Origin of the sequence: Pseudarthrobacter sp. 1G09, assembly GCF_050038305.1 — a bacterium.
Classification (GTDB): Bacteria; Actinomycetota; Actinomycetes; order Actinomycetales; family Micrococcaceae; genus Arthrobacter; species Arthrobacter equi.
Genome location: NZ_CP188306.1, coordinates 1,516,521 through 1,533,197, shown reverse-complemented (window position 1 = coordinate 1,533,197; position 16,677 = coordinate 1,516,521). Strand labels below are relative to the sequence as shown.

The following is a 16,677-nucleotide window of genomic DNA, read 5'->3' as shown; positions in this document are numbered from 1 at the left end:
ATCTGCGAGCCGTCGAAGCGGCCGCTCTCCCTCGCCAAGGTTTCGGGGTAAACCCTACCAGTGCCGGCACCGTTTACTGAAAACGGTGCCGGCAGCGGCAGGGACAGGCTGGTGCTAGGCGTTGCCGTCGAACAGGCTGGTGACCGATCCGTCGTCGAACACTTCACGGACGGCGCGGGCAATCAGCGGCGCGATGGACAGCACCGTCAGCTGCGGGAAGCGCTGCGACGGGTTCAGCGGCAGGGTGTTGGTGACCACCACTTCACGCGCGCCGGACTCTGACAGGCGCTGTGCCGCCGGCTCGGAGAAGACGGCGTGCGTGGCGGCGATGATGACATCCTTGGCGCCGGCGTTCTTCAGCACCTGGACAGCGCCGGAGATGGTTCCGCCGGTATCGATCATGTCGTCGATCAGGACGCAGGTGCGTCCCTCGATCTGGCCCACAACGGTCTTGGACACGGCCTGGTTGGGGACGGTCAGGTCGCGGCTCTTGTGAACGAAAGCGAGGGGCGCGCCGCCCAGGCGCTCGGCCCACTGTTCGGCGACGCGGACCCGGCCGGTGTCCGGGGAAACCACGGTGATGTTTTCGGCGTCAACGCGGGTGCGGATGTAATCAGCCAGCAGCGGGATGGCCATCAGGTGGTCGACGGGGCCGTCGAAGAAGCCCTGGATCTGGGAGGTGTGCAGGTCCACGCTCATGATGCGGTCCGCACCGGCGGTCTTGTAGAGATCGGCCACCAGGCGGGCGGAGATGGGTTCGCGGCCGCGGCCTTTCTTGTCCTGCCGGGCGTACGGGTAGAACGGCGACACCACGGTGATCCGCTTGGCGGAGGCACGCTTCAGCGAATCAATCATGATCAGCTGTTCCATGAGGTGGTTGTTCAGCGGGGCTGGGTGGGCCTGGATCACGAAGGCGTCAGTGCCGCGGACGCTTTCACCGGCGCGGACGTAGATCTCGCCGTTGGCGAAGTCGTAGGCGTCCACCGGGAGGAGGTCGGTGCCGAGCTCCTTGGCGATTTCCCGGGCCAGCTCCGGATGTGCCCGCCCGGTGGCGAGCACCAGCTTCTTCTCGCCATGCGCCGTAATTTCGCTCATTGTTACTTGCCCTCTTCTGTAGATGCCGGGGTACTTGAGGAGTTGTTGATGGCCGCCTGTGCCAGTTCGGCGGACCGGCTGCCGGGACGGTTGGCCGGGACCCACCCTTCGGTGTTGCGCTGGGCGGCGATGCTCAGCGCGAGCGCGCCTGCCGGGACGTCCTTGCGGATCACCGCGCCGGCGCCGCTGTAGGCGCCGTCCCCCACGGTGACCGGTGCAACGAAGACCGTATTCGAACCTGTCCTGACGCCTGAGCCGATGACGGTGCGGTGCTTCTTCTCGCCGTCGTAATTGGCCGTGATGTTGCCGCAGCCGATGTTGGTGTCTTCGCCGATTTCAGCATCGCCGGCGTAGCCAAGGTGGGACAGCTTGGAACCGCGTCCGATGGTGACGTTCTTCGTTTCGTAGAAGGCGCCGATCTTGCCCTTTTCGCCAAGGACGGTGCCCGGGCGCAGGTAGGTGAAGGGTCCGACGGCGGCGCGCGGGCCGATCGTCGACCCGGAGCCGTGGGTGCGGATCACCGTAGCGCCCTCTCCCACCTCAACGTCGGTGAGGGTGGTGTCGGGTCCGACGACGGCATCCCGCGCCACCGAGGTGGAGCCGTGCAGTTGCGTATTGGGCAGCAGGCGGACGTCCTCGTCCAGTGTGACGGAGGAGTCGATCCAAGTGGTGGAAGGATCCACCACTGTCACGCCGGCGCGCATCCATGCCTCCACGGTGCGCCGGTTCAGTTCGGCACCGAGGGCGGCGAGCTGGACGCGGTCGTTGGCGCCCTCCACCTGCCAGCGGTCAGCGGTGACGACAGCGGCAACGCGGCCGCCTGCCTCGCGCGCCAGCCCCAGCACGTCGGTGAGGTACTTCTCGCCCTGGGCGTTGTCGGTGGTGACCTTGCCCAGTGCATCGCGCAGCACGGCGGCGTCGAAGGCGTAGATCCCGGAGTTGACCTCGCGGATCAGGCGCTCGGCGTCGGTGGAGTCCTTGTGTTCGCGGATGCCGGTCACGGTGCCGTCTTCTCCGCGGAGGATCCGGCCGTAGCCTGTGGCGTCGTCCAGGACTGCGGTGAGCACGGTGGCCGCGTTGGCGTCCCGTTCGTGGGTGGCGACGAGTTCGGCCAACAGCCCGCCGGAGAGCAGCGGGACGTCGCCGTAGGTAACCACCACGGTGCCGGTGAGCTCTTCCTTGGCGTCCAGCGCCTGCAGTGCCACCTCCACGGCACGGCCGGTGCCGGGCACCTCGTCCTGGTCCACGATGGCCGCAGACGGGTCGAGTTCTGCCACGTGCCCGGCCACAACGTCGCGTTCGTGGCGGACCACGATGGCGAGCTGGCGGGGTTCAATGCTGCGGGCGGCGAGGAGCGCGTGGCCCACCATCGAACGTCCACCGATTTCGTGGAGGATCTTGGGGGTACGTGACTTCATCCGGGTACCGGCACCTGCTGCCAATACGATGACTGCGGCCGGACCGGTGTTTTCAGGGATCACGTACGGATTCTCCTCGCTTTTTTGCGCTGGCGCTTCATGGTGTCCGGCCAACCTCCGCCGGCCCGGCACCGGGAGTTACCTGCTGAACTCCCCGCACAGCAGTTCCGCCCATAGGATTCGAACCTATACTCCACGGCTCCAAAGGCCGGGGTGCTGCCGTTACACCAGGGCGGACCATGCCTCCGGCACAAGGCCCGGGCACAAGTCCCTATTTTGCCACGGCTTCGGGGCAGCGCGCGACACAGCCCCAGTTGACCGGGAACCGGGCGCCCCGGAAACCGGGAAAACGGGCCCGCCGGGGTAGGGCATGATGGAAATGTGAGCAACAACCCTCCGCGGACACGGATGACTGGCCTTCAGCGGCGGAACCAGCTGATCGACGTGGGGCGTGGCCTGTTCGCAGTCCGCGGACTGGATGGCACCACCATTGAAGAAATCGCCGCCTGCGCGGGCGTCTCGAAACCGGTAATCTACGAGCACTTCGGCTCCAAGGAAGGCCTCTACACCCAGGTGGTGGACTTCGAGTTCCACATCCTCCTGGACGCCATCAACACCGCACTGGGCGCCGAAGCCAAGCCGCGCGTCCTGGTTGAACGCGCCGCCCTCGCCCTGCTCACGTACATCGAGGACCGCACTGAGGGCTTCCGGATCCTCATGCGCGACGCTCCCCCGTCCCAGCCCGAAGGCGCCTTCTCAACCCTGCTGTCCCACGTCACGGCGAGGGTGGAGCACATCCTGTCCGACGAGTTCTCCCGGCGCGGCTTCAGCGGCCAGGACGGCGCCATGTACGCCCAGATGCTGGTGGGCATGGTGGCCATGACCGGCCAGTGGTGGCAGGACAGCCGCCAACCCGATAAGAACACGGTCGCAGCGCACCTGGTCAACCTCGCCTGGAACGGCCTCACCGGCCTCAAGAAGGACCCGGAGCTGCAGTCAGAGGTGTGAGTTGCCCGATGCCTGCGTTGCCTAGGTCAGTCGCCCAGGAGTTCAGAGGCTTCGAGCCACTCCAGTTCCAGGGTGTCCTTTTCGTCGGCCAGGTTCTTCAGTTCGCTGTTCTGTTTGGCGAGGGCGTCGAAGTCTGACTTCTCGGTGCTCTTGACCATATCGTCGTGCAGTTTCTTTTCCTGCTGGTCGAGCTTCTTGATCTGCCGCTCGATCCGGTTGAGGGCTTTGCGGGCCTCGCGCTTTTCGGCTTCGGACGGTCCGGTCCCGGTGGCCGCAGATGCGGCGCCGGCGCTGGTGACGGGGTTTCCGCCGCCGGTCACGGTGGACCCGGCAAGGGCGGCCTCGCGGAGTTCAAGGTACTGGTCCACGCCGCCGGGCAGGCCACGGAGCTTGCCGTCGCCAAGGAGCGCCATCTGGTGGTCGGTGACGCGTTCCAGCAGGTAGCGGTCGTGGCTGACCACCACCAGGGTTCCGGGCCAGCCGTCCAGGACGTCCTCGACGGCGGCGAGGGTGTCGGTGTCGAGGTCGTTGGTGGGCTCGTCGAGCATCAGCACGTTGGGTTCGCCCACCAGCAGCCGCAGCAGCTGCAGGCGGCGCCGCTCACCACCGGAGAGGTCACGGACCGGTGTCCACTGCTTCTGGTTGGTGAATCCGAGCTGCTCCACCAGCTGGCCGGCGGTGAATTCCTTGCCACCGACGTTAAAGGAACGCTTTTCGCGCTCAATGACCTCGATGACGCGCAGGTCAGCGACGTCGTCGAGCTCCTTGACTTCCTGGGTGAGGACCGCGGTGACCACCGTCTTGCCGCGCTTCAGCTTCCCGGCGTCGGGGGCAATCTCGCCGTTCAGGAGCTTCAGGAGTGTGGTCTTGCCGGCGCCGTTGACGCCCACCAGGCCCAGCCGCTCACCCGGAGCCAGGCGCAGGGTGATGTTGTCGAAAAGCTTCTTCCCGTCGTCGTCGCCCTGGAAGTTCAGCGAAACGTGTTCCAGGTCCAGGACGTCCTTGCCCTGGCGCGCGGTGGCCATTTTGCTCAATGCCATGGAATCACGCGGCGCGGGAACGTCGGCGATGAGCGCGTTGGCCGCCTCGATCCGGAACTTCGGCTTGGCGGTACGGGCAGGGGCTCCGCGGCGCAGCCAGGCGAGCTCCTTCTTGACCAGTTGCTGGCGCTTGCCTTCCACCACGGAGGCCATCCGGTCCCGCTCGGCCCGGGCAAGGACGTATGCAGCGTAGCCGCCCTCAAAGGGGTCCACGATCCCGTCGTGCACCTCCCACGTCTTGGTGCAGATTTCGTCGAGGAACCAGCGGTCGTGGGTGACCACCAGGAAGGCGCCCTGGTTGGCGCGCCAGCGCGATTTCAGGTGGCGGGCCAACCAGGCAACACCTTCGACGTCAAGGTGGTTGGTGGGCTCGTCGAGCATGATGACGTCGTGGTCCTCGATCAGCAGCTTGGCCAGGGCCACCCGCCGCTTCTGGCCGCCGGACAGCGCGTGGACGTTGGCATGCCAGTCGACGTCGGACACCAGGCCGCCCATGACTTCACGGATTTGCGGGTTGCGCGCCCACTCATAGTCGGCCTGGTCTCCGACGATCGCCACGCCCACTGTGAGGTCGCCGTCGAGCACGTCGCTCTGGTCCAGGTAGCCGACGTTGACGTCCCCGCGTTTGGTAACGCGGCCTGAATCCGGTGTGGAGCGCAGGGCGAGCAGCCGCATCAGGGTGGACTTGCCGTCGCCGTTTCGGCCCACCATGCCGATGCGGTCGCCCTCCTCGAGTCCGAGCGTGACGCCGTCCAGGACTGTGCGGGTCGCGAAGGAGACCGTGAGGTTTTCGCCGCCAAGAAGGTGTGCCAAAAAGAACTGCTTTCTGCTGCCCGGATGGGCGTTGCGCTGCTAGAGAAGGGTGTCGGAGATGATGCGGGCACCGGGGACGGGACCGTGGACGGCGAGGGCGGAAAGGCCTTGGTGCTGCAGGTCTTCCGCCAGTGCATCCGCTGCCACGGAGTCATCCGCGAGAAGGGCCACGGTGGGCCCGGAGCCGGACACGATGCCGGCGATGGCGCCATGCGATTCGCCGATGCCCAGCGTATCGCGCAGTGAGGGCGCCAGTTCAATGGAGGCCCGCTGGAGGTCGTTGACCAGGATGCGGCTGAGGGCGTCTGCGTCGCCACCGCGCAGCGCGGCGAGGATGTGGGGGTCGACGCCGGTGGGCTCGTCCGCGTCCACGCCCTCGGCTTCACGCAGCCTGTCCAGGGTCCGGAAGACTTCCGGGGTGGGCAGGCCGAAATCGGCGGTAACCAGGACCCAGTGGGTCTTTGCCTTGGCGAGTGCCGGCGACAACTGGTCACCAACCCCGAGCCCTACCGCCGTACCGCCGAGCAGGGAGAACGGAACGTCGGCTCCGAGTTCGGCAGCAAGGTGCGCGAGTTCCTCCCTGGACAGGCCGCTGTTCCACAGGGCATCACAGGCCAGCAGCGTAGCGGCGGCGTCGGCCGATCCCCCGCCCATTCCGCCGGCCACGGGCACCCTCTTGGTGATTTCCAGGTGGACCCCGGTGGCGTGCTCGGAAACGTCAGCCATGATGGCGGCGGCCCTGTACGCCAGGTTGCTGGCGTCGAGGGGGATGTCGACGGCGTCAAGGTCAAGGGTGCTGCCCGGGCTCAGGCTCACCGTGATGCCCGGCGTTTCCGTGCTGGTGGCGGCCACTTCTTCATAGAGGGAGACAGCCAGGTAGACGCTGGCTACGGAATGATAGCCATCGGGCCGGAGCGGGCCGACGTCCAGCGAGACGTTGATCTTTCCAGGAGCCTTGACCCGGACCGTCCGCGCCGCGAACCGGACAGCGGGCGTGTTCACGCGCCCGCTTCCTTGGCTTCGGCGATTCGGGCGAACGCGGCGATGTCGATAACCTCACCGCGTGCCGTGGGGTCGACGCCGGCCGCCACCAGGCAGCGTTCGGCTTCCGATCCTCCCCCGGCCCAGCCGCTGAGCGCAGCGCGCAGGGTCTTGCGACGCTGGGCGAAGGCTGCATCAATCACGGCAAAGACCTGCTTGCGGGTTGCGCTGGTGGCAGGCGGCTCGCGGCGGGTGAAGGCGACCAGTCCGCTGTGAATCTTGGGCGCGGGCCAGAACACGTTCATGCCGATCACGCCGGCTTTGCGCATCTGGCTGTACCAGGCTGCCTTGACTGACGGAACGCCATAGGTCTTCGAGCCCGGGCCGGCAGCCAGGCGGTCGGCTACCTCGTCCTGGACCATGACCAGGCCGTGCTGCAGGCTGGGGAAATGCTCCAGGAGGTGCAGGACCACGGGTACCGCAACGTTGTAGGGCAGGTTGGCTACCAGCGCCGTAGGTTCCACGGGAAGTTCCGTGACCTTCATGGCGTCAGCCTCGACGAGGTGGAAGTTTCCGACGGCGGCCGGCCGCCATTCAGCCACCGTTGCCGGAAGCTTGGCGGCGAGGACGGGATCGATCTCCACAGCCACCACGGCCGCTGCGGCGTCCAGCAGGCCCAGTGTCAGTGAGCCGAGGCCCGGGCCGACTTCCAGGACCGTCTCATCGGCCCCGACTCCTGCTGCTGCCACGATCCTGCGGATGGTGTTGCCGTCGATGACGAAGTTCTGGCCCAGGGTCTTGGTGGGCCTGACACCGATCTCCCCTGCCAGCCGGCGAATGTCGGAAGCACCGAAAAGCGGTGCGGGCGCGGCGGGGTTGGGTTCAGTCACCTAGGTATCCTATCCCGCGTGGCCGGGCCGTTTCCGCCGGGCCGGCCGTGTTAACGGCGAAGCCGGGCCCGGAAGAATCCCGGGCCCGGCTTCGATGCGTGGACCATGCCAGTACGGGCTGGCAGCGGATCAGCTAGCTGCTGGCTGCCCAGCCGCAGCCCCACGGCTGCAGGCCGCGCTGCGCGTACACGCGGTTGGCGATGTCGATCTGCTGGGCCTTGGTGGCCAGGCTGGCGTTGGGTGCGTAGGCACCGCCGCCGGCGCCGATCCACGTCCGGATGTCGAACTGCAGACCGCCGTAGTAGCCGTTGCCGCTGTTGATGCTCCAGTTACCGGTGGACTCGCACTGGGCGATCTTGTCCCACATGGCTTCGTTCATCATGGCCGGAGCAGCAGCGCCGGTGTTGTTGCCGGCGGCCGGGGCCGCAGCGGCCTGGGCGACAGGCTTTGCCTTGGTGCCCACCGTGACCTTCTCAGCGACGGGCTGGACGGCTACGGCTTCAGAGACGAGGGTACGGGAGGCTTCACGGCCATCCACGAGGACCAGCTTGAAGGTCTTCTCCAGCTTGCCCGCGGCGCCTGCCTGGGTAACTTCCTTCTCACCCTTGAGCATCTCGGCGTTTTCGGTGGTCACCGTCTCGAAGGGGACGTCCTCGGTGGTTTTCGCGGTCTGGCCGTTATCAACCCGGGACACCTTGATCACCATGTTGTTGACCACGTGCGCGTTGGCAGGCTGGGAGGTCCGGTCGTTGGCGCCGATGGTCAGCCCGGCGCTTTCGAGCACGTCGCCTACGGTGGCGGCGGTGGTGGTGGTGGTGTTCACCTTGCCGTCGGCGACGACGCTGACGGACTTGGGGGTGGAGATGGACACGAAGGAACCGGCGAGTGCGAGCTGCGCATCCTTGGGGACTGAGAGGGATGAGGTGCTGGCCACGCCGAGTTCGGTGACCAGGCCCGCGACGTCCTGCGCGGTGGTGCTAACCGTTTTCTCTGCTCCGTCGAGGCTGACCTTAACTTCCTTGGCCTGGTTGACGTTGATCACGGTTCCGTTGTGGACCGAGGCGTCGATTGCCGGGGAAACCCTGTCTGCGGGCTTCAGTTCGACGTTGGCACTCTTGACCACCTGGCCGACGGTGCCGCCGAAGGTCTGGACGGAAGAGACCTTGCCATCGACGTTGAGCGTGATGGTTTTGTTATTGCCGACGAAGGCTACGAGCCCCGCTACCAGGGTGCAAAGCACCAGCAGCTGGGCTCCAACCTTGAAAAAGCTGATCTTGCCATCCGATGTGAAGAACTTGACCACGATTGCCCGTAACTTTAGGTCCATCCGGGCACGGGGATTTGCGCAGTAAAATGCCCGGCACCGCCTTTGAACAGCAGTCCGGGCACCTTTGCGCCGCCTGCTTCCCGCCAGCAGCCAGGACGGGACATGATCCCGGCTTGTGATGCTGAAAAGGAAGCGAAATTACCCGTTGGCCTTCCCCGACCCCGGCTAATAGTTTTCCACTGTAACCGTAGCGTTATAAACGGGCCAACAAATTTGCATACCACGTATGCCTCCAAGGTCACTCAATGTGACACTTCTCAGCTCCAGGATCCGTATGCCCGCAACGTATTTGAGCTGATCCGGGTGCACAGCTCCGAGAGGTCCGTGCCTGTCAATTCAGCCATGGCCCGGACGGTGTACGGCACCATGTAGCTGGCGTTGGGCCGGCCCCGGTGCGGATGCGGGGTCAGGAACGGGGCGTCGGTTTCCACCAGGACCAGTTCCGGGTCTGCGACCGCGAGCGCGGACCGCAGGTTGGCCGCGTTCCGGAAGGTCAGTGTTCCGGCGAACGACATGTACCAGCCCTCGCGGTTGCAGATGGCGGCAAGCTCCTCATCGCCGGAGAAGCAATGGAATACCACCCGGTCCGGTGCACCCTCTTCCTCCAGGACCTGCACCACGTCGGCGTGTGCGTCCCGGTCGTGGATCTGGAGGGTGAGGTCCAGCCGTTTGGCGATGTCGATGTGCCGCCGGAATGAGTACCGCTGATGGGCAAGCCCCTCGCCTGCCGTGCGGAAGAAGTCGAGGCCTGTCTCGCCGATGGCACGGATCCGCGGGTGGGCTGCCAGCTCTTCGATCTCGGCGAGAGCGTCTTCGAGTTCGCCGCGGGCGGCATAGCCGGGAGCATCATTGGGGTGCAGCGCCACAGCGCCCAGCAACCTGTCATCCTGCTGCACCGCCTGAACGGTGAATCGCGACGATTCCAGGTCGCAGCCCACCTGGATTGCCCCCTGGACACCCACAGCGGCAGCAGCGTCCATAGCCTCGGTTATTCCTACCGGCCCTTTTCCGTCTGGAAAATCCAGGTGCGTGTGATTATCCATTACCGGTACCGGCAGCGGTTCGGGCGCGGGCGGATATTCGCGTTTCGGGGTCGCTGCGCCACTCTGGGAGCCTCCGGTTGTGGGTTCGCGGTAGGCATCGGGGGTCTGCGGACTGCACATCATTCCAGCCTAACGGTGGACGGCACCACGATTTCGCCGGAACTCTATGCCAGGCCAGGCAGTTGTGTTAGTAGTCTGGTGGGAGCACATGAGAACGCCCACCGACGGGCGAAGGCAGGCTTGCTGTCCCGTCCAGGTGAAACCCTGGCTGAAAGGTTGCCGATGGAATCTTACCGACGCACTGCCAACGATGTGAGCGCTGCGAACCGCAATCTGGCGGGCGTTTCCGATCCCGTCAGCCACCTGAACGGCCACCGTGCCGCCGCCATGGACGCTGACTCGTTCCACGACGCCAGCCAGCGGATCCTCAGCACTGTCAACACGGTGATCGACGGGAAATCCGACGCCGCGGAGCTTGCGTTGACAGTCCTCCTCGCCCAGGGCCACCTGCTGCTGGAAGACGTTCCAGGCGTCGGCAAGACCCTGCTGGCCAAAACCCTTGCCAAAACCATTGACTGCACCGTCAGCCGCATCCAGTTCACGCCGGACCTGCTCCCCTCCGACGTGACCGGAGTGTCCATCTACAACCAGTCATCCAGGCTCTTCGAGTTCCGTCCGGGCGCAGTTTTTGCCAACATCGTCATCGGCGACGAGATCAACCGGGCGTCAGCGAAAACCCAGTCCGCCCTCCTCGAATGCATGGAGGAGCACCAGGTGACGGTGGACGGCACTTCCTACCGGCTCGACGAACCGTTCATGGTGGTTGCCACCCAGAACCCCATCGAGATGGAAGGCACCTACCCGCTGCCCGAGGCCCAGCGTGACAGGTTCATGGCCAGGATCTCCATGGGCTACCCGGACAAGGACGCCGAAATCGAGATGCTCGAAACCCATCAGGCGGCGTCCCCGCTGGCAAAGGTCTCAGCCGTGGTCACAGCTGCGGAGGTAGCAGCCATGATCACCACCGTCCAGCAGGTCTACGTCTCGCAGGCCGTGAAGGAATACACCGTGTCCGTCGGCAGGGCCACGAGGGAAAGCCCGCTGCTGCGGTTGGGGGCCAGTCCGCGATCCATGCTGCAGTTGCTTCGCGCGGCGAAGGCGACCGCGGCCCTGGACGCCCGCGACTTCGTCCTCCCCGACGACGTCATCCAGGTGGCCGAGGCTGTCCTGGCCCACCGGATCATCCTGGACCGCAAAGCTGCCGGCGCCGGCGAAACAGCGCACACTGTGCTGCAGGGCATCCTGTCGCGGCTCCCGGTTCCGCAGGCACCCGCAGGCGCCGGCAACGCGGCTGGTGCAGGCACTGCCGCCGGAACGCGGAACCAGGCCGCCCGGAACGCGGCGTCCGTGGCAGGTTCGGGCAGGAACCGCTAAGCGGTAAGCCATGGCCCTCCTCGACAGACTGCCCCAGCACCTTTTCACCGCACGGGGGTGGGGCATGCTTGCTGCCGGGGGCTTCACCCTTGCCGCCGCCCAGATCATGGGACGCAGGGACCTTCTGACCCTCAGCATCCTGCTGCTGGTCCTCCCCTTGGTTTCGCTGGCCGGTATCCGGTTGGTGAAGCCCCGTTTCCGGGTGTACCGGGAATTCCATCCTTCGCCGGTGGAAACATCGTCCCCAACCACCGTGCGCCTTGCCGTGGCGCGGACCGGCGCAGGCAGTGGCCGGGCCAGCATGGAGGAACGCCTGCCGGCCCGGTTCGGTTCTTCGCCCTCATTCAGGTTTCCCTCCCGTACGGCCTCCGGGGGTACCAGCCGCTATGAATATCACCTGCGTTCGGAGCAGCGCGGCCAATTCCGCATTGGGCCGGTCACCGCTGAGTTCACGGACCCCTTCGGGTTGTCACTGCACCGCCAGTCCATCGACGACGGCGACACGCTCACCGTGACGCCGGCCGCCGTCGTGCTCCCCGCTACCGGTCTGGCCGGCGCGCGCGGAAACGATGGTGTGACGGCAACCAGGACCCGCGCCAACCCCAGCGACGACGACGTCATGACGCGCGAATACCGTCACGGCGACCCCATGCGACGGGTCCACTGGGCGGCCACCGCCCGCCATGGCTCACTGATGGTCCGGCAGGAAGAATCCGTCACCACACCGGAGGCCACCATTATCCTGGACCACCGGTTCGGGGCATTCTCCAGCGGTTCCACCACGGCCGGCGGTCTGGGCGGCCAGGCCGGCCAAGCCAGCCAGGACGGGCATTCCATGCTGACCAGCCGGACGTTTGAATGGTCGGTGGTGGCGGCCATGTCCATCAGCGCACACCTCGCAGAGCGGAACTACGGCCTGCGCATCCTGGACGTCCGCGGCGAGCCCGCCTTCCTGCATTCGCCCTCGGCGCCCGAACCGGAGTCAGAAGAATACGGCGGCGCGTCAGGGCTGCAGTCCATCGCAGAGAGCCTCGCTGCCATCCAGCTCACTGGGCCGCACCACGTCCGGACCAATGGCAGGTTCCGTCCGTCCGCCGGCCCGGGTTCGGCTCCGGCACTGCTGCGCCCCCGCAGCCGCAATGGCCAGGATGCGGGACCCGCCGCCTTCGACGACAGGCTCATGGACAAGCTGTCCGCGCACCGCATGCGCGGGCCACTGATCGCGGTCCTGGGCCGCATCTCGCCTGAAGAGGCAATCGCCCTGGCGCCCGCAGCCAGTTACGGGACCAACGCCTTCGCCGTGATCGTGGCTGAGAAACCTGATGACTTCTCCCCCGTGCTGGAGACCCTGCGACAGGGCGGATGGCGCGCCGTGGCGGTGCCGGCCTCAGTGGGCCCCGCTGCCGCCTGGGGATCGTTCGACCAGGACGTGCCGTTGCCCGCTCCGTCCGGCGACGCCAGCCGCGGCGCGGGGGTGGTCCGATGACCATGGCGCCGGCCCGGACTCCGGGAACGGGGACGCAGTCCACACCGACAGAGGGTTCAAGGCCCGCCCGCGTGGGCGCCTACCCCTGGGCCATGGCCGCAGCCATCGTGCTGGCAGTATGCGGGGCAGCCTTGTCCCTGAACGGAGTCCTGCGCGGCTGGGCCTGGTATTGGCCGGTGGCCACCACCGTTGGCGCTGTTGGCTTTACCCTCGCCGGGCTTCGGGCACTGCGCGCAGCGCCCCTGCTGGTCACCGCAGGAGGCTTCCTCTCACTGGGGGCCATCCTCACGCTGACGTTCTTCCGCGGGTCAAGCATCCTGGGGGTGATTCCCACCGCCGCGACGTTATCCGACGTCAACCAGCTGATCCGCCGCGCCAGCGAAACCGTCCTGTCGGAGACGGCCCCCGTTGCACCCAACGTGGGCATCGTCATGGTGATTTGCGCCGTCCTGGGACTTGCGGTGATCCTGGTGGATGCCCTGGCCGTCCCGCTCGGCATGCCGGCGGCCACCGGCATGGGGCTGCTGGCCATCTTGGTGGTACCGGCAATGATCAAGCCGCAAAGCGTCGGTTTCTGGGGATTCATTGCAACGGTGGCCGGTTACCTGATGATCCTGGCCTGCAGCCAGTGGTTTGCCCCCGACTTCCGCAGCCAGGGCGGAACGGCGCGGAACCCGGGGCAGCTTCGCCGGGCCGCCCTCACCGGAGCCGTGGCGCTGGCCGCCACCCTGGTGGTGCCGCTGGCTGTCCCCGGCTTCGACCAGGGCACCTTCCCGCAGGGCTCGCGGCTCAACCCGTGGGGAACCGGAACCGGCCTGAATCCCATGATCACGCTGGGGAACAGCCTGCGGACACCGGACGGCAGCGGCCGTATCACCTACGCCACCAGTGCCACCGCTCCCCTGTATCTGAGGTCCGTCACCGTGGACCACTTCGACGGCGAATCCTGGGGCCCGGACGACCGCACCTCATCACGGCTGCCACTGGGCGGACAGATCGATCCAGGCTATGCGATCCTCGCCGACGAACAGCAGCAGGTCACCGCCATTGACACCGGAACGTTCAGCAGCCCATACCTCCCGGCCCCCTATGCTCCGGAAACCGTCCGCGGCCTCAACGGCCGGTGGACCTGGGACCCCGCCACACTGAGCATCAAGGGCTCCGACGCCACAGCCTCGCGGCGCCAGGAGTACGTGGTGACATCGTCGGTGCCCAACCTGACTGCTGCGTTACTGGAGCAGTCTTCGGCTCCAGCGCGGGACGTTCCGGACGACTTCACGCGGATCCCCGGGAACGTGCCGGAGATCGTCCGGACCACTGCCGGGCGCGTGGCCGGTGCGGGCGCCACGCCATATGAGAAGGCCATGGCCATCCAGCGCTACCTGCGCTCGTCGGAGTTCACGTATTCCCTGCAGTCGCCCGTGCAGGGCGGCTATGACGGCAACGGCCTGTCCGTCCTGTCCGACTTTTTGGAGCAGAAGAGCGGATACTGCATCCACTACGCCTCGGCAATGGCGGTGATGGCACGGTTGGAGGGGATCCCCAGCCGGATCGCGGTAGGCTATGCGCCGGGCAGGCTGACCGGTGCCACTGTAACGGTGGCCGGCCAAGGCGAGCTGTCGGAGTACGAGGTGGACGCGCGGGATGCGCACGCCTGGCCGGAACTGTACTTCCAGGGGCTGGGCTGGGTGCCGTTCGAGCCCACGCCGTCCCGTGGTGTGGTCCCGGACTACGCCAGCGAAACCTCGTCCCCTGCAGCACCGGGCTCCGTTGAAAACAATGATGACCTCGTCCCCGACCCCGCCCCGGTTCCGACACCGGCCCCCAGCGCCACCCCGGTTCCGGCCCCGGGCGTCGGCGGCGGAAGCACCGACGCCGGCGCGCAGGTGCTGCCGTGGCTGCTGGGAACGGGCGGCGTGCTGGGCGTGCTCCTGCTTGCGGCGTCGCCGCGCCTGGTGCGCACCGGAATCCGTGCGCGGCGCCTCCGGCCACGGAACGCCGCTGATGCCGTTCCGCTGGCATGGAGCGAGATGCTGGACCTTGGCCGGGACTACGGTCTCCCGGCCGGCACCAGTGAATCACCGCGCGCCTACGCGTCGCGCCTCCGCAGTTCACTGCTGGGCGAGCCGGACGGCATGGATGAGGCCGCGCACCGCGCCGTTGCCGCCGTCACGGCGGCCTTCGAACGGCGCAGGTACGGCCGGCCGCCGGAGCAGGCTGACGGTCCCCCGGAAACCGACGCCGGGTCGTCCGGCCCCGGCAGCGCTGCGGGTTCATACGGTGCCGAAGCGCCCGCACCGCTGGGGCCGCTCGAGGATTCGCTGCGGACCAACGCAACACTGCTGCAGCGGTGGCGGGCCAAGTGGCTGCCGCCCTCCGTCATGGGCCGGCTGGGGAGGCTCGCCACCGCTCCGGTCAGGCTCGCGGGCCGCGCGTGGACGCGGCGCGCGGAGGCGAGCGCAGAAGCCCCCGTGCGCGCCCGCCCGGCCGGACCAGGGCGGACTGCGCACGGCGGCTTCCACGAGCAGGAAGGCAACTGACTGCGGCGATCCGGCCACGTTCGCCGGGCCTCCTGCCGGCGGAGGAGACTAGCCCGCGTAGGGGTCGGCGATGCCGATGTACTGGGTGTAGAGGTACTCCTCGATGCCTTCGAGCCCGCCTTCACGGCCAAGGCCGGACTGCTTGACGCCACCGAACGGTGCCGCGGCGTTGGAAATCACCCCGGCGTTCAGGCCGAGCATGCCGGTTTCGAGGCGTTCACCCATCCGGATGCCCCTGTTGAGGTCCTTGGTGAAGACGTACGCCACCAGGCCATACTCGGTGTTGTTGGCCAGGCGTACGGCGTCGTCCTCGCTGGAGAACGTGATGATGGGTGCCACCGGGCCGAAGATCTCCTCCGAAAGGATCCGGGTGCCTTCGCTGACTCCCGAGAGGATGGTGGGCTGGTAGAAGTAGCCCGGGCCATCCACCGGTGCGCCGCCCAGGACAGCCTTCGCGCCGGAGGCAACGGCGTCGGAAACCAGTTCGTGGACCTTGTCCCGGCTCTTGGCATCGATCAGCGGACCCACCTTGGACTCGGGCTCGGTGCCGCGGGCGGTGGTCATCTCCTTCATCTTCGCGGCGAACTTCTCCGCGAATTCGGTGGCCACGGATTCGTGCACGATGAACCGGTTGGCAGCGGTGCAGGCCTCACCCATGTTGCGCAGCTTGGCCAGCATTGCACCGGCGACAGCCGCATCCAGGTCAGCATCCTCGAAGACAACGAACGGGGCATTGCCGCCGAGTTCCATCGAGGTCCGGAGCACGGTTTCAGACGCATCGGCAAGCAAACGGCGGCCCACCTCGGTGGACCCCGTGAAGGACAGCTTCCGCAACCGGGCATCCTTAATCAGCGGACCGGTGGTGGCGCCGGCGGTGGAGGTCGGAATAACGTTCAGGACACCGGCCGGCAACCCGGCTTCCTGCATCACGGCGGCGAACAGCTGCGACGTCAGCGGCGTCAGGTTGGCCGATTTCAGGACCATCGTGCAGCCGGCGGCGACGGCCGGTGCGATTTTGCGGGTGGCCATGGCCAGCGGGAAGTTCCACGGCGTGATCAGCAGGCACGGGCCAACAGGCTTCTTGGTCACCAGCAGGCGGGACTTGCCGTCCGGGGCAACGGAGTAGCGGCCGAACGCGCGGACCGCTTCCTCGGAGAACCAGCGCAGGAACTCTGCGCCGTAGGTGACCTCGCCACGGGCCTCGGCCAGGGGTTTGCCCATCTCCATGGTCATCAGCAGCGCGAAGTCCTCAGCGCGCTCGGTCACAAGCTCGAATGCCCGGCGCAGGATCTCCCCACGCTCACGCGGCGGAACCTTTGCCCAGGACTCCTGCGCAGCCACCGCCGCGTCCAGGGCCGCGGCACCATCTTCGGCGCCCGCGTCGGCAATGCTCAGCAGCACCTTCCCGGTAGCAGGATCCTCGACGTCGAACGTCTTGCCGGAAACGGCATCACGCCACTCGCCGTTGATCAGCAAACCGGTGGGAACGGAGGCCAAAAGGGCGGCTTCACGGTCGGCGGTAACAGCGGCCTGTGCAGTAACAGTCACGATGACTCCCTCGTCAGTAGGGTTGTGGCGGCCGTGGTGTCCTGCCGTAGCGGC

The 16,677-nt window shown here is 66.9% G+C and carries 12 protein-coding genes and 1 tRNA gene; 4 read left to right on the top strand and 9 right to left on the bottom strand.

Going from position 1 to position 16,677, the window contains the following annotated elements:
* Positions 1 to 114: 114 nt before the first annotated feature.
* From ACP3TD_RS07155 to ACP3TD_RS07145, 3 genes are all read right to left on the bottom strand, one after another.
* Complete coding sequence (locus tag ACP3TD_RS07155; protein WP_056081823.1) at positions 115 to 1,095, bottom strand: ribose-phosphate diphosphokinase; 981 nt, start codon at positions 1,093 to 1,095, stop codon at positions 115 to 117.
* Between the two features lie 2 nt (positions 1,096 to 1,097).
* A complete protein-coding gene (gene glmU, locus ACP3TD_RS07150; protein WP_426766417.1) occupies positions 1,098 to 2,576 on the bottom strand; it encodes a bifunctional UDP-N-acetylglucosamine diphosphorylase/glucosamine-1-phosphate N-acetyltransferase GlmU in 1,479 nt (492 codons plus the stop codon).
* A gap of 102 nt (positions 2,577 to 2,678) precedes the next feature.
* A tRNA-Gln gene (locus ACP3TD_RS07145) sits at positions 2,679 to 2,750 on the bottom strand.
* Between the two features lie 144 nt (positions 2,751 to 2,894).
* On the opposite strand from ACP3TD_RS07145, the gene ACP3TD_RS07140 reads away from it, so the two are divergent.
* Complete coding sequence (locus ACP3TD_RS07140; RefSeq protein WP_426766415.1) at positions 2,895 to 3,521, top strand: TetR/AcrR family transcriptional regulator; 627 nt, start codon at positions 2,895 to 2,897, stop codon at positions 3,519 to 3,521.
* A gap of 26 nt (positions 3,522 to 3,547) precedes the next feature.
* Here the strand turns inward: ACP3TD_RS07140 and ACP3TD_RS07135 are convergent, their stop codons facing one another.
* The 5 genes from ACP3TD_RS07135 to ACP3TD_RS07115 form a co-directional block, all read right to left on the bottom strand.
* Positions 3,548 to 5,374 carry an ABC-F family ATP-binding cassette domain-containing protein gene (locus ACP3TD_RS07135; RefSeq protein ID WP_426766413.1) on the bottom strand — a complete coding sequence of 609 codons (1,827 nt, stop codon included), beginning with the start codon at positions 5,372 to 5,374 and terminating at the stop codon, positions 3,548 to 3,550.
* A 39-nt stretch (positions 5,375 to 5,413) separates the two neighbouring features.
* Positions 5,414 to 6,376 carry a 4-(cytidine 5'-diphospho)-2-C-methyl-D-erythritol kinase gene (locus ACP3TD_RS07130; protein ID WP_426766411.1) on the bottom strand — a complete coding sequence of 321 codons (963 nt, stop codon included), beginning with the start codon at positions 6,374 to 6,376 and terminating at the stop codon, positions 5,414 to 5,416.
* Positions 6,373 to 7,245 carry a 16S rRNA (adenine(1518)-N(6)/adenine(1519)-N(6))-dimethyltransferase RsmA gene (gene rsmA, locus ACP3TD_RS07125; RefSeq protein WP_426766409.1) on the bottom strand — a complete coding sequence of 291 codons (873 nt, stop codon included), beginning with the start codon at positions 7,243 to 7,245 and terminating at the stop codon, positions 6,373 to 6,375. Before rsmA ends, ACP3TD_RS07130 begins: the two co-directional genes overlap by 4 nt.
* Before the next feature lie 133 nt (positions 7,246 to 7,378).
* Positions 7,379 to 8,548, bottom strand: coding sequence for a ubiquitin-like domain-containing protein (locus ACP3TD_RS07120; RefSeq protein ID WP_426766407.1), 1,170 nt, complete (start codon positions 8,546 to 8,548; stop codon positions 7,379 to 7,381).
* 281 nt (positions 8,549 to 8,829) lie between these two features.
* The gene (locus tag ACP3TD_RS07115; protein ID WP_426766405.1) at positions 8,830 to 9,735 is read right to left on the bottom strand and encodes a TatD family hydrolase; all 906 of its coding nucleotides are present in this window, start codon (positions 9,733 to 9,735) and stop codon (positions 8,830 to 8,832) included.
* A gap of 162 nt (positions 9,736 to 9,897) precedes the next feature.
* On the opposite strand from ACP3TD_RS07115, the gene ACP3TD_RS07110 reads away from it, so the two are divergent.
* The 3 genes from ACP3TD_RS07110 to ACP3TD_RS07100 are packed head-to-tail and all read left to right on the top strand — an operon-like array spanning position 9,898 to position 15,075.
* Positions 9,898 to 11,049, top strand: a complete 1,152-nt coding sequence (locus tag ACP3TD_RS07110; RefSeq protein WP_426766403.1) for an AAA family ATPase — start codon at positions 9,898 to 9,900, stop codon at positions 11,047 to 11,049.
* Between the two features lie 10 nt (positions 11,050 to 11,059).
* The gene (locus tag ACP3TD_RS07105; RefSeq protein ID WP_426766401.1) at positions 11,060 to 12,535 is read left to right on the top strand and encodes a DUF58 domain-containing protein; all 1,476 of its coding nucleotides are present in this window, start codon (positions 11,060 to 11,062) and stop codon (positions 12,533 to 12,535) included.
* Positions 12,532 to 15,075 carry a transglutaminaseTgpA domain-containing protein gene (locus tag ACP3TD_RS07100; RefSeq protein WP_426766399.1) on the top strand — a complete coding sequence of 848 codons (2,544 nt, stop codon included), beginning with the start codon at positions 12,532 to 12,534 and terminating at the stop codon, positions 15,073 to 15,075. Before ACP3TD_RS07105 ends, ACP3TD_RS07100 begins: the two co-directional genes overlap by 4 nt.
* A gap of 48 nt (positions 15,076 to 15,123) precedes the next feature.
* Here the strand turns inward: ACP3TD_RS07100 and ACP3TD_RS07095 are convergent, their stop codons facing one another.
* Positions 15,124 to 16,623 (bottom strand): NAD-dependent succinate-semialdehyde dehydrogenase, encoded by a 1,500-nt coding sequence (locus tag ACP3TD_RS07095; RefSeq protein ID WP_426766397.1) that lies wholly within the window; start codon positions 16,621 to 16,623, stop codon positions 15,124 to 15,126.
* Positions 16,624 to 16,677: the final 54 nt, after the last annotated feature.

Coding starts and splice junctions, on each gene's coding strand:
- ACP3TD_RS07115 (WP_426766405.1), bottom strand. CDS start 9,735: ATGTGCAGTCCGCAGACCCCCGATGCCTACCGCGAACCCACAACCGGA.
- ACP3TD_RS07100 (WP_426766399.1), top strand. CDS start 12,532: ATGACCATGGCGCCGGCCCGGACTCCGGGAACGGGGACGCAGTCCACA.
- ACP3TD_RS07155 (WP_056081823.1), bottom strand. CDS start 1,095: ATGAGCGAAATTACGGCGCATGGCGAGAAGAAGCTGGTGCTCGCCACC.
- ACP3TD_RS07105 (WP_426766401.1), top strand. CDS start 11,060: ATGGCCCTCCTCGACAGACTGCCCCAGCACCTTTTCACCGCACGGGGG.
- ACP3TD_RS07110 (WP_426766403.1), top strand. CDS start 9,898: ATGGAATCTTACCGACGCACTGCCAACGATGTGAGCGCTGCGAACCGC.